This window comes from Planctomicrobium aquicomposti (assembly GCF_051466325.1).
GTDB lineage: Bacteria > Planctomycetota > Planctomycetia > Planctomycetales > Planctomycetaceae > Planctomicrobium.
The window spans coordinates 3,302,274-3,315,239 of sequence record NZ_CP195792.1 but is presented as its reverse complement, the minus strand read 5'-3'; the positions used below and the strand labels follow the sequence as shown (position 1 = coordinate 3,315,239).

The 12,966-nt window shown below is 60.1% G+C and carries 6 protein-coding genes; 4 read left to right on the top strand and 2 right to left on the bottom strand.

Going from position 1 to position 12,966, the window contains the following annotated elements:
* Nucleotides 1-70: 70 nt before the first annotated feature.
* Nucleotides 71-1,114 carry an HAD family hydrolase gene (locus tag SH664x_RS12770; protein ID WP_437201479.1) on the top strand — a complete coding sequence of 348 codons (1,044 nt, stop codon included), beginning with the start codon at nt 71-73 and terminating at the stop codon, nt 1,112-1,114.
* Between the two features lie 109 nt (nt 1,115-1,223).
* Here SH664x_RS12770 and SH664x_RS12765 read toward each other — a convergent pair whose 3' ends face one another.
* A complete protein-coding gene (locus tag SH664x_RS12765; protein WP_437201477.1) occupies nt 1,224-1,856 on the bottom strand; it encodes a response regulator in 633 nt (210 codons plus the stop codon).
* Nucleotides 1,853-4,810 (bottom strand): sensor histidine kinase, encoded by a 2,958-nt coding sequence (locus tag SH664x_RS12760; protein ID WP_437201475.1) that lies wholly within the window; start codon nt 4,808-4,810, stop codon nt 1,853-1,855. Before SH664x_RS12760 ends, SH664x_RS12765 begins: the two co-directional genes overlap by 4 nt.
* A gap of 495 nt (nt 4,811-5,305) precedes the next feature.
* On the opposite strand from SH664x_RS12760, the gene SH664x_RS12755 reads away from it, so the two are divergent.
* Genes SH664x_RS12755 through SH664x_RS12745 form a run of 3 tightly spaced genes read left to right on the top strand, consistent with a single transcriptional unit; the run spans nt 5,306 to nt 12,848 of the window.
* On the top strand, nt 5,306-6,634 hold the full coding sequence (locus SH664x_RS12755) for an efflux RND transporter periplasmic adaptor subunit (protein ID WP_437201473.1): 1,329 nt from the start codon (nt 5,306-5,308) through the stop codon (nt 6,632-6,634).
* Entirely contained in the window at nt 6,631-9,735 is a 3,105-nt protein-coding gene (locus tag SH664x_RS12750; protein ID WP_437201471.1) for a multidrug efflux RND transporter permease subunit, read from the top strand. Before SH664x_RS12755 ends, SH664x_RS12750 begins: the two co-directional genes overlap by 4 nt.
* Nucleotides 9,732-12,848: a multidrug efflux RND transporter permease subunit gene (locus tag SH664x_RS12745; protein WP_437201469.1), complete on the top strand. Its 3,117-nt coding sequence runs from the start codon at nt 9,732-9,734 to the stop codon at nt 12,846-12,848. Before SH664x_RS12750 ends, SH664x_RS12745 begins: the two co-directional genes overlap by 4 nt.
* Nucleotides 12,849-12,966 lie beyond the last annotated feature (118 nt).

Sequence of the window (12,966 nt, the reverse complement as noted above, 5' to 3'; positions counted from 1 at the left end):
TCAGGCCCGGCGAGTCCATAGTTCCCTCGTGAGGGGGTAACTTTCGCAGCCGATCAATCAGGACTTCAGCATGCATCACGACCGACTGTGGCAGGGAATCGGGTTGTTGCTGGCCTGGCTGGGGCTGGTCACGGCCGCGTCCGCTCAAGGTCCCGCGAACGATCCTCTCCCCTCCTGGAATGAGGGGGCAGCCAAGTCGGCCATCCTGCGATTTGTGAAGGCGACGACGACCGCAGGAAGTCCGGAGTTCGTCCCCGTGGGTGAGCGGATTGCCACTTTCGATCAGGACGGGACACTCTGGGTCGAGCATCCGCTGTATACACAGGTGATGTTCTGTCTGGAGCGGCTTCCTTTTCTTGTGAAAGAACGGCCGGAACTCGCGAAGTCGGAGGCGTTTCAGGCAGTACAGCGACGCGACCACGAGGCAATTGCCCGGCTCCCCGCAGTGGAACTGGCACAATTACTGGCGCTGACGCTGTCGGGGTTGACGGTCGATCAGTTTCAGGAGGAGGTCAAGCTGTGGTTGTCGACCGCCAGACATCCCCGCTGGCAGCGTCCGTATGTCGAGCTGACGTTTCTTCCGATGCAGGAAGCGCTCCGGTATCTGCGGGAACACGGATACAAGACCTATATTGTGACGGGGGGAGGACAGGACTTTGTGCGAGCGTACGCAGAACTCGTGTACGGCATTCCCCCGGAGCAGGTCGTCGGGTCCATGGGCGAGACGAGATTTCGCTACAACGCCGCCGGTGAACCGGAACTCATCAAGGATCCCCGTCTGCTGCTGAAGGATGATGGTCCGGGGAAAGCGGAGGGGATCCATCTGCTGATTGGTCGCAGACCGCGGGCTGCCTTTGGAAACTCTGTCGGGGACCAGCAGATGCTGGAATACACGGGGGCTGGTGTGGGCGCACGGCTGATGATGCTTGTGCTGCACGATGATGCCCAGAGGGAATACGCATATGGGCCTGCTCGGGGACTTCCCGAATCCCGGATTGGCACATTTCCTCCGGGACTGCTGACCGAGGCCGAAACGAAAGGCTGGGTGGTGATCAGCATGAAGTCTGACTGGAAGCGGGTCTTCTCGTTTGAAGCAGCGAACGCCAACCCTTGAGCGAGCGTTCTCCGGGGCTGCCAGCGAGCGCTCATTTCTGCTCGCGCGCAGAAAGCGTTTCTGATGATGAAATGCTCATTTCCGCGCAGCAAGAACGGGGACATCTGCACTAGAGATGAATGATGCCCCGCTTGATGGCCGTTGTGACCGCGTGCGTCCGATCGGCAGCATTGAGCTTGGCGAGAATGTTCTGCACGTGAATTTTGATGGTGCCGTCGGCTGTTCCCAGGCGGGCGGCGATATCCTTGTTGCTCAGGCCTTGGGCCACACAATTCAGGACTTCGATCTCGCGGGGGGTCAGGACTGCTTGCGGGAAATACTCGGCCAGACGCTGGGCGGCGTCCTGGGACAAGCGCTTTCCTCCGGCGTAGACAGCCCGAATAGCGGCGAGCACTTCCGCGTGCACGGTCTCTTTGAGCAGATAGCCCCGCACACCCGCTTCCAGTGCCCGGTAGATATCCTGATCGCCGTCAAAGCTGGTGAGCGCGATGATCCGGGCCTCGGGGAATTCCTGATGGATGCGAATTGTCGCGCCAATGCCATCGAGCCCGGGCATCCGCAGATCCATCAGCGTGACGTCCGGCTGGTGCCTGCGAAACAGTTCCACCGCCTGCTCGCCGTTTTCTCCTTCAGCGACCAGCAGCATGTCGGCCTCGTGCTGCAGAATGGAAGCGATCCCTTTTCTGACCAGAGGATGGTCGTCAATGCACAGTACCCGGATGACCGCTGCACGCTCACTCATGAGTTCCCTCCCGCCACCGGATTCAAGCCACCGGACGTTAATTGTGGGGCCACATGAGGGAGAGTCGCTCCGAGCGGCCAGTCGATGTGTATCAGCGTGCCGGTTCCCCTGCGTCCCTGAATCTGGATGGTGGCTCCGATCTGATGAGCCCTTTCCCGCATGCCGATCAGCCCATAGTGGCCGGCCAGCCGAAAGAGTTCATCATCGCCGTCAAAGCCGCAGCCATCGTCTTCGATCGACAGCTGTAGGTGGTCATGGGACTGTTGCAATGCCAGACGAAGTCGACGTGCCTGCGAGTGCTTGACGGCGTTGGTGATCGCCTCCTGCGCAATTCTCAGCAACTGGTATTCGACCGTCCCGGGGAGCGGGGGCAAGGCGGAGGGGAGGTCGAGTTCGAGTTCCATCGCGCGGGTTTCCGTCAGGTGCCGGGCGGAATGGGCCAGCGCGTTCACGAGTCCGGTGGGGCTCCCCTGCTCCTGCCGTAGTCCGGCGACGGTCCGGCGGGCTTCGCGCAGGCAATGGCTGGCATCGCTGATCACGTCGTGGAGGGTCTGCTGCTCCTCCGGATCTCGCAGCTGAGTCGCCAGCGCCTGCATCTGCATGGTGACCCCGGAAAATCCCTGAATCAACGTGTCATGGAGATCCCGCGCAATGCGTGCTCTTTCTGTCAGGATGCCATTCATGCGCGACTGGAGCTGCAGCACACGCAATCTCAGGATCACCCAGACCAGCAGTGCGAGTGCCGCACAGCACAGGCTGATAAACCAGAAAGTCTGATAGAAATACGGACGGATCGTGATTTTCAACGGGACTTCCAGCGAACTCCAGTCCGCCTCGGGATTGGCAGCGCTGATGTGGAACGCGTATTCGCCTGCCGGCAGGTTCGTGTAGAACGCGTCCCGTCGCGATCCCGCCTCGATCCACTTCTCGTCAAACCCTTCGAGCCGGTAACGGAACTGGATGCGCGAGGGTGAGGCGAAGCTCATGGCTGCGTACCCGATCGCGAGGTTGGAAGAGCCTGCGGGCAAGATCAGGGGGCCCCGCGGATCGGCGGGCCGGCCGTTGACCAGCACGCGCTCGATCTCGACACGCGGCAAGGGAAGATTGCGCTGCAGATGGGGTGGGTCGAGAATCAGAATTCCGTAGATCGTGGCAAACCAGAGGCGGCCATCCTGCATCCGCCACACGGACGGCTGCACACCCCGTTGACATTCGATGGTTCGCAGAGATTCGAGTGGACTGAACGGAGTACTGGACACCTGCTGCTGCCGACCGGCGGCCACTTCTTTCAGGGCGGATTGAGCGACATAAAAAATCCCCCGGCTGCACGCCATCCAGAGACGTCCCTGATCATCGGTGGTCAGTCCGAAGATTTCATCATCGTACAGCCCCTGACGAATCGTAAAGTGGGTCAGTTGTTCCCCCTCGATCAGAAACAGCCCATTGTCGCGTGTCGCCAGCCAGATCGACCCTTCCGGACCGGCGAGCCAGGCGGTGACGTTGCGCAGTCCGGGCTGATCCGGCCATCGACGCTCTGTTTCATCGGCGCTAAGTTGATAAATCCCCTCCCCTTCAACTGCAATCAACATGGTGCCATCCGCAAGGGGCAACAGCGCCAGCACCGAGGCTTCTGCGAGAGGAGAGTCGGCTGGTTCCCGCTCGAACTGGTTCCCCTGCAGACGGGCCAGTCCCCGCCTTGTACCGGCCCACAGGGTTCCCCGGGGATCACGCAGCAGGACCTGCAGACGCAGATCGGGCAACCCCTCGTTCTGGGTGAATGTTTTTTCCACTTGGCCTGACCGCAGCAGGCAAAGTCCCCGATCAGTGCCGACCCAGAGCGTCTCTCCTTCCCCCGCTGCGAGAGTGCGAATCTGATTGCTGGGAAGGCCTGACTCTCGCGTGGCGACGGTCTGACAGCGGCGTCCGTCGAAGCGTGCCAGACCCTGATCAAGCGTTCCGATCCAGATGGTGCCTGTTGAATCCTGCAGGACGGGACCCGTTTCATCGGACGGGAGCCCCTCGCTGGTCGTGAGGGGAATGGTGCGGCGGTCGACGAACTGGTTGAGTCCGTTTTTCGTCCCGACCCAGAGGCTCCCTTCATGGTCCTCATACACGGCATAGACCGTACTTTGAGTCAGGCCATCGCGCGTGCGGAAGCTTTCGACCTCGTCAGCGCTGACCCGGCTCACCCCATCGCGGGTCCCGACCCAGACCTGACCGGTTCTGGCGAGAGCCAACGACTCGACCGCCCCGTCGGCAAGGCCATCCCGTCGGGTCAGCCTGCGAACTCCCTGTGGACCAGAGCGGTACAGTCCGGCGTTGGTGCCGATCCACATGTGCCCATCGGGATGTGACAGCAGAGAATGAATTGTGGACCACGAGGGGATCTCCGCAATGGACTTCCGCAGGAACTTTTTGCCATTCCATACGGTGAGGGAGCCGTTCTCTCCACCAATCCAGACGACTCCATCGGGCGCCGAGCAGAGACTCGTGATATTTTCCGGCACCAGCTGATCCGGATCCGGGACAGACTGAATTTCGCCGTCGGTCCAGCAGACCAGACCCTGATCGGTTCCGATCCAAAGAACTCCTCGCGGATCGGCGGCCAAAGCCTGCACGTTGAGGGACGGGAGCCCCTCTGCTTCGGTGAAGGCTGTGGCGAGTCCGTGGTGCAGCTGAATGAGACCTTGCCCCAGAGTCGCGATCCAAAGTCGTCCCGCCTGATCTTCACAAAACTGCTCGACCCAGAGAGTGTCGAGCGGCGCCCCCGTGGCAAACGGCGGAGGCGAAAATCGAACCCCGTCAAACTGGTAAACGCCCGATTGAGTGCCCAGCCAGAGTCGCCCGTCCCTTGTTTGTCGAATGGCGACGACACTCGGTTTGGGGAGTCCCTGCTGGACCTGCCATTTCCGGTGCAGAACCTGCGTCAGCATCCGCTGGGGATCAAGGGCCATTGCGCGTTGCGCAACCAGGAGGAAGCCGGTCAGAAGCGCAAGCAGAGCCAGGCTGCGAGAGCAGCGACCTGAGCCGATGAAAAAGAGCCGCCGGGCGCGCGTCAACCGGGCTTCCTTTCTGTCGTTTGCAGTGATGCGAACGGGTTGTTGCAGTGGAATTCTGACTGCATCTTACGTCGTTTGGGGGAAACTCTGTAGCCGTTCAGGAGGGTCTCTATGCCAAATGGCATACGCAGGACTCCGCGGTCGGGGAATTATTTCGTCCTGACGGTAATCCCACACCGTTTTTGAATTCTAAAAGCCCGGGTTTCGGGCGAAACTAAAAGGAGCCTGCTTCTGCCTGTGACCGCCCTGTTTGTCTCCCCGTTGATCAAACGTGGAACTTTGCTTCGCGACCACGGGCAGTTCGGCGGTCGACATCCTCCCCCCGCAGAGTTCAGGCGCACGAAGCGCTCCAGCCTCCCCGGCAGTTTTGGTGAAGTGATGACAACCGAGATGCCACCGATTGAAACCGTCCCCGACGCCCCGCGGTCCCGACCTCCCGTCCGGGGGGGGGCCGATCTTCAGCCTCGGCGGCCGGAATCAGGAGCGCGATCGCTCTGGGGACGGCTGGTCCGCTGGAGCTTGCTACTCGCTCTGCTGTGGGCCGGATGGCATTATTATCCCGTCTGGGAGCCGTGGCTGCGGGCTCAACTTCCGAATCAGGGTTCGCCCCCTGCGAAGCGAACTCCGCCTCCCGCTTCGGTGATGGTGGCCACCGCGATCGAACGGGATGTCAACGTCTATCTGAATGCATTGGGAACGGTGACGGCCCTGAACACCGTGCTGCTGAAGAGTCGCGTGGATGGCGAGCTGGTGAATGTCGCTTTCACCGAGGGACAGATGGTGAAGCAGGGTGACCTGCTGGTGGAGATCGATCGTCGCCCGTTCGAAGTCTTGCGTGATCAGGCCCAGGCCCGGCTGGCTCAGGATGAAGCAGCTCTGGTGCTCGCTCAGGGAATGTACAATCGCCAGCTCGATCTGATGAAGTCGCAGGCCACAACGCCGCAGCAGTTGGATCAGCAGCTGGCGGTAACACGACAGGCGGAAGCGGCTGTTCAACTGGATAAGGCGGCCCTGCAGAATGCCCTGTTGCAGCTCGAATACTGCAGAATCACCGCGCCGTTGAGCGGACGAGTCGGTTTGCGGCTGGTGGACAAGGGAAACATTGTCCGGGCGAACGATCCCAACGGTCTGGCGGTGATCACCCAGCTCGAGCCGATCGCCCTGACGTTTACCGTGCCACAGGATGAAATTCCTCGTGTGCAGCAGCGGATGCGGCAGAAACTGGAGATGCCTGTTGAGGCTTTCAACCGGGATTTCACAACGCGGCTGTCCATCGGTCAACTCGCGGCGATCGACAACCAGGTCGATGCCACGACAGGGACTCTGCGGATGAAAGCGGTGTTCGAGAACCTCGACCACGCTCTGTTCCCCAATCAGTTCGTCAACGCCCGACTGCTGATTGACACGCTGGAGAAAGCGATCGTTGTTCCGTCGGCGGCTGTGCAGCGCGGTCCGGAGAACATGTACGTTTACGTTCTGCAGCCCGACAGCACGGTGCAGCTGCGGCCGGTCACCATCGGCCCGGTGCAGGGAGCGGAGACCTGTCTGCTGACCGGAGTGGAAGCGGGGGAGACGGTGGTCACCAGCGGCATTGACAAGCTGCAGCCGGGTTCCAAAGTGACCCTGCGTGAACCGGATGGTCAGAAAGCGGGATCGCTTCAGACTCCCTCGAAGCAACAGGAACAACAGGCTCCAGCAGAAACGAAAAGCAGCACATGAATCTGTCGCGGGATTTTATTCTGCGTCCCGTCGCGACAGTGTTGCTGATGGTGGCGATCCTGCTCTCGGGGGTGGTGGCCTACCGGGAGTTGCCGGTGTCGGCGCTCCCTCAGGTCGACTATCCGACGATTCAGGTGCTGACATTCTATCCGGGGGCCGGACCGGAGGTGATGACCTCTTCCGTCACCGCGCCGCTCGAGCGGCAGTTCGGGCAGATTCCCGGACTGACGCAGATGACCTCGAGCAGCTCGGAAGGCTGTTCGGTGATCACGCTGCGCTTTGACCTGAATCTGGACATTGACGTCGCCACCCAGCAGGTGCAGGCGGCCATCAATGTGGCCTCTACTTTTCTCCCACGAGACTTGCCGAATCCCCCGGTCTATACAAAGACCAATCCGGCCGATTCGCCGATTATCACGCTGGCTCTCTTTTCCGACACGCTCCCGCTCTCGCAGGTTGAAGACCTTGCCGACACGCGATTGGCCCAGCGGATTTCGCAATTGGGAGGAGTCGGCATGGTCAGCATCAGCGGGGGGCAAAAGCCCGCCATTCGGGTCCAGGCCAACCCGACGGCTCTCTCCGCGATTGGCATGACGCTGGAAGACCTGCGCGTGGCTCTGGAGCAGGCGAATGTGAATCAGGCCAAGGGGAGTTTTGACGGTGTCCGGCAGGCAGTCACGATCGGAGCGAACGATCAGCTGTTTACGAGTCAGCAATATCGCGATCTGATCGTTGCCTACCGCAACGGGGCTCCGGTCAAGTTGTCGGACGTGGCGACCGTTTCCGACGACATCGAGAACGGACGTCAGGCGGCGTGGATGAACGTCACTCCCGCGGTGATTGTGAATATCCAGCGGCAGCCGGGAGCCAATATCATCGAAGTGGTCGACCGGGTGAAGGGGCTCCTCCCGCAACTGGAAGACTCCCTGCCGGCCTCGGTGAAAGTGGCGGTGCTGACCGACCGGACCGTTACCATTCGGGCTTCGGTGAAGGATGTCCAGTTCGAACTGCTGCTGACGATCGCCCTCGTCGTGATGGTGATCTTCGTTTTCCTGCGAAACGTCCCCGCCACGATCATTCCCAGTGTCGCGGTGCCCCTGTCGCTGGTCGGCACGTTCGGGGTGATGTATCTGCTCGGTTACAGCCTGAACAATCTGACGCTGATGGCGCTCACCATTTCCACCGGTTTCGTGGTGGATGATGCCATCGTCATGATTGAAAACATCATGCGGCATATCGAGAACGGTGAGCGGCCCATGGCGGCGGCGCTGAAGGGCTCGCAGGAAATCGGGTTTACGATTATCTCGTTGAGTGTCTCGCTGATTGCTGTGCTGATTCCGCTGCTGTTCATGGGCGATGTCGTCGGTCGGTTATTTCGGGAATTCGCGGTGACGTTGAGCGTGACCATTCTGGTTTCCGCCGTCGTGTCCCTGACGCTGACACCGATGATGTGTGCCCGGCTGCTGAAGCATCAGACCGAGGAAGAGCATGGCTGGCTCTACCGGACGACGGAACGGCTGTTCGACGCCGTGATCCGGATCTATGGCCGGACGCTGACGGTCGTACTGCGGCACCAGACTCTGACGATGGGAGTCTTCGTGGCCACGCTGGTGGCCACTGTCTATCTTTATGTTCTCGTTCCCAAGGGCTTTTTCCCGGTGCAGGATACCGGTGTGATTCTGGGAATTTCCGAAGCGCCACAGGACAGTGCCTTTGAACAGATGGCCAGACGGCAGCTGGAACTGAACCGTGTCATCCTGCAGGATCCGGCCGTCGAGAGCCTTTCCAGTTTCATTGGCATTGATGGAACCAACACCACGCTCAACAGTGGACGTATCCAGATCAATCTGAAGCCGCTTGAAGAACGGCAGGTGAGCGCCGTCGACGTCATTCGCCGGTTGCAGCCGCAGCTGGAAAGAGTCTCTGGAATCACGCTGTTTCTGCAGCCGGTGCAGGATCTGACGGTGGAAACCCGGGTCAGCCGGACGCAGTATCAGTTCAGTCTTGAAGATCCTGATCAGGCAGAGCTGGCGGAATGGACCCCGCTGCTGCTGGAGCGGCTGCAGCAGTTGCCGCAGCTGCGGGATGTCGCTACGGATCAGCAGCTGCAGGGGCGGCAGGTGCATGTCGAAATTGACCGCGATACCGCCTCGCGACTGGGGATCACGCCGCGGCAGATCGATGATGCACTCTACGACGCCTTCGGTCAGCGACAGGTGTCGATCATGTTTACACAGCTGAATCAGTACCGTGTCGTGCTGGAAGTGGCGCCGCAGTTCCGCCGTTCTCCACAGGATCTGTCTGAGGTCTACGTCAAGACCTCAGAGGGTGGAATGACGCCGCTGAATGCATTCACGCGCATCGTGGAGCGCGCCGCTCCGCTTTCGATCAATCATCAGGGACAATTCCCGGTGGTGACGTTTTCGTTCAATCTGGCTCCGGGCGTTTCGCTGGGTGAGGCGGTCGAGGCCATCAATCAGACGCGTGAAGATCTGCAGATGCCGCGGAGCATTGTGGCGGCCTTTCAGGGAACGGCAGCCGCATTTCAGGCATCCTTGACCAGTACACCACTGCTGATTCTGGCGGCACTTGTCACGGTCTATATCGTGCTTGGAGTGCTCTATGAGAGCTACGTCCACCCGCTGACCATTCTCTCCACCCTGCCCTCTGCAGGAGTGGGCGCCATCGCGGCGTTGCTCCTGTGCCGGATGGATCTGGGCGTGATCGGGCTGATCGGCATCATTCTGCTGATCGGAATCGTGAAGAAGAACGCGATTATGATGATCGACTTCGCGCTCGATGCCCAGCGCGAAAAAGGCCAGTCCCCCTACGATGCAATCTACGATGCCTGCCTGCTCCGCTTCCGGCCGATTCTGATGACGACGATGGCAGCACTGCTGGGAGGAGTGCCGCTGGCGATGGGCGGGGGCGTCGGCTCCGAGATGCGGCAGCCCTTGGGGATCACCATCATCGGGGGACTGCTCTTCAGCCAGTTGCTGACGCTGTACACCACGCCTGTGATTTATCTGTGGTTCGATCAGATTTCACGTGATCTCGGATTCACCGTCCGTGAGGCTCCGGTTGAGGAACACGCGGCATGAATCTTTCCTCGCCCTTCATTCACCGGCCGGTGGCCACCACTCTGCTGACGATCGCCATCACGCTGGCGGGGGCGCTCGGCTACGGACTGCTGCCGGTGTCCCCCCTTCCGCAGGTCGATTTTCCGACGATCAGTGTTTCCGCGTCGCTCCCCGGCGCCAACCCGGAGACGATGGCCACTTCGGTCGCGACGCCGCTGGAACGGCAGTTCGGACGAATCGCCGGCGTGGCGGAGATGAGTTCCTCCAGTACGCTGGGCAGCACCGGCATCACTCTGCAGTTTGATCTTGATCGCGATGTCGATGCTGCCGCGCGAAATGTGCAGGCCGCCATCAACGCCGCACGCAGCCAGCTTCCGGCCAATCTGCCCAACAATCCTTCGTATCGCAAGGTGAACCCGGCTGATGCGCCGATCATGATGCTCAATCTGACTTCCGACACCTACACGCGACCGCAGATGTACGACGTGGCCAGTACGATCGTGCAGCAGCGTCTGTCACAGGTTCCGGGGGTCGGACAGGTGAGAGTCGGCGGTGGGTCCTCCCCGGCGGTGCGGGTCGATCTGAATCCGACGGTCCTCAATCATCTGGGGATTTCGCTGGAAGAGGTGCGCGAAGTTCTGGCCAATGCCAACGCCAATCGTCCCAAGGGGCAGGTGTCGGACGGCGAAACGATCTGGTCGATCAGTACCTCGGACCAGCTGTTTCAGGCAGAGGAATATGAAAACCTGCTGGTCGTCTATCGCAACGGGGCTCCGGTCCGGCTGAAGGATGTCGCTGTCGTGACCGACAGTGTCGAGGACATCCGAAATTATGGAACATTCAACGGTCGGCCCGCGGTGAACGTGGTGGTCTATCGTCAACCCGGCGCCAATATCATCGCCACGGTCGACCGAATCCGGGAATTGATTCCTCAGCTTTCGGCGCAGATTCCCGCCAGCATGGTGCTGAGCGTCGGGATGGACCGCACCGCGACCATTCGGGCCTCGCTCCATGAGGTGCAGTTTACGTTATGCATCTCGGTGGTGCTGGTGATTCTGGTGGTCTTCGTCTTCCTGCGGGATTGGCGGGCGACGTTTATTCCCAGCGTGGCGGTGCCGGTCTCGCTCATTTCGACATTTGGCGTGATGTATCTTGCCGGCTACAGCATCGACAATCTGTCACTGATGGCGTTGACCATTGCCACGGGGTTTGTGGTGGATGACGCCATTGTGGTGGTGGAGAACATCAGCCGGTATCTGGAAGAAGGCAAGCAGCCGTTGGAGGCAGCGTTGCTGGGAGCCCGCGAGATCGGCTTCACCGTGCTGTCCATCAGTGTCTCGCTGATCGCGGTCTTCATTCCCATTCTGCTGATGGGAGGAATCGTGGGGCGCTTGTTCCGCGAGTTTGCAGTGACGTTGTCCGTTGCGATTCTGATCTCATTGGTGGTGTCGCTGACGACCACGCCGATGATGTGTGCTTACATGCTGAAATCAAATCATGGTCGGACGCGAGGCTGGCTCTATCGCAGCAGTGAATGGGTATTCGATCGCATTCTCCGGATGTATGAGTGGAGTCTGGCGGGGGCGCTGCGGCATCAGTGGCTGACGCTGCTGGTGGCGGTCGCGACGGTGATGTTCACTGCTTATCTCTATGTGGTCATTCCCAAAGGATTCTTTCCTCAGCAGGACACGGGACGCATCATCGGGAATATCGTTGCCGATCAGGATTCGTCCTTTCAGACACTCTCCTCGCTGGTGAACCAGTTTTCGGCCGTTGTGGGTGAAGATCCTGCGGTGGCGGGGGTGATCGCCTTCACCGGAGGGGGAGAATCCTCGATCTCCGCCCGTATGTTCCTGTCGCTGACTCCGCTGTCAGAACGAAAGATCAGCGCGGATCAGGTGATTGCCAGGCTGCGGGCGAGTGCCTCGAAAATTGCCGGGGGCAATCTGTATCTCCAATCGGTTCAGGATCTGCGGATTGGCGGTCGCGCCAGCAGTTCGCAATATCAATACACCCTCAAAGGGAGCAGCCTGTCGGAACTGGATGAGTGGTCCCGGAAGCTGGTCAAGGAGATGCGGCAGATTTACGGGCTGGTCGATGTGACCACCGACCAGCAGAACCGGGGACTGGAAACAATGCTGCAGCTGGACCGGGAAACCGCGGCCCGGCTGGGAATCTCCGTCCAGACGATCGACAACACACTTTACGATGCCTTTGGCCAAAGGCAGGTGTCGACGATGTACAAGTCCCGGAATCAGTACAAAGTCGTCATGGAACTGGACGAACCTTATGTACAGAATCCGGAGAACTTAAGACATATCTACGTGAAGACGCCGCAGCAGACTCAGGTGCGGCTGAGTGATCTGTATCGTGCGGAACTGAAGAATTCTTCGCTGGGGGTGGCGCATTCGGGGCAGTTCCCGTCGGTCACGATTTCCTTCAACATGCTCGCGGGAACGTCGCTGAGTGAAATTGTTCCGCAGGTCGAAGAGATCGTCCGCAGACTGGGGATGCCCTCGAGCATTCAGGGGCGTTTTCAGGGAACCGCGCAAGCCTTTCAGAACTCACTGAACAATCAGCTGTATCTGATTCTGGCGGCGATTGTGGCGGTTTATATCGTGCTGGGGATGCTCTATGAAAGTTACATCCACCCGCTGACGATTCTCTCCACGATCCCGTCGGCCGGAGTGGGAGCGCTGCTGGCGCTGCTGTATTGCAATGTGGAACTCAGCGTGATGGCCATGATCGGAATTCTGCTGCTGATCGGCATCGTGAAAAAGAACGCAATCATGATGATCGATTTCGCACTCGACGCCGAGCGGAATCTGGGGCTCTCGCCGCAGGAGTCGATCTATCAGGCCTGCGTGCTGCGGTTCCGCCCGATCACGATGACGACCCTCGCCGCGCTGCTGGGAGGGCTGCCACTGGCACTGGGAACCGGCAACGGCTCCGAATTGCGCAAACCTTTAGGGATTGCCATTGTCGGAGGGCTGATCTTCAGCCAGATGCTGACGTTGTACACCACACCTGTGATTTATCTGACTCTCGATCGCCTGTCGCTGTGGTGGGCCCGTGTCCGTCGTCGCCAACCCTCTGCGGATGCGGTGGGGCTGCACGTCTCACCGACGCTGTAGCTCGCTCGACGCAAGGGAAGGCGACGTGGTGGCAGACTGGTCCGGGAGTTCCTAGAGTTCATCGAGGTCTCGGGCAGACTTCGACCTTAAGGACTCGTGAGAGATGCTCGGGTCCGTT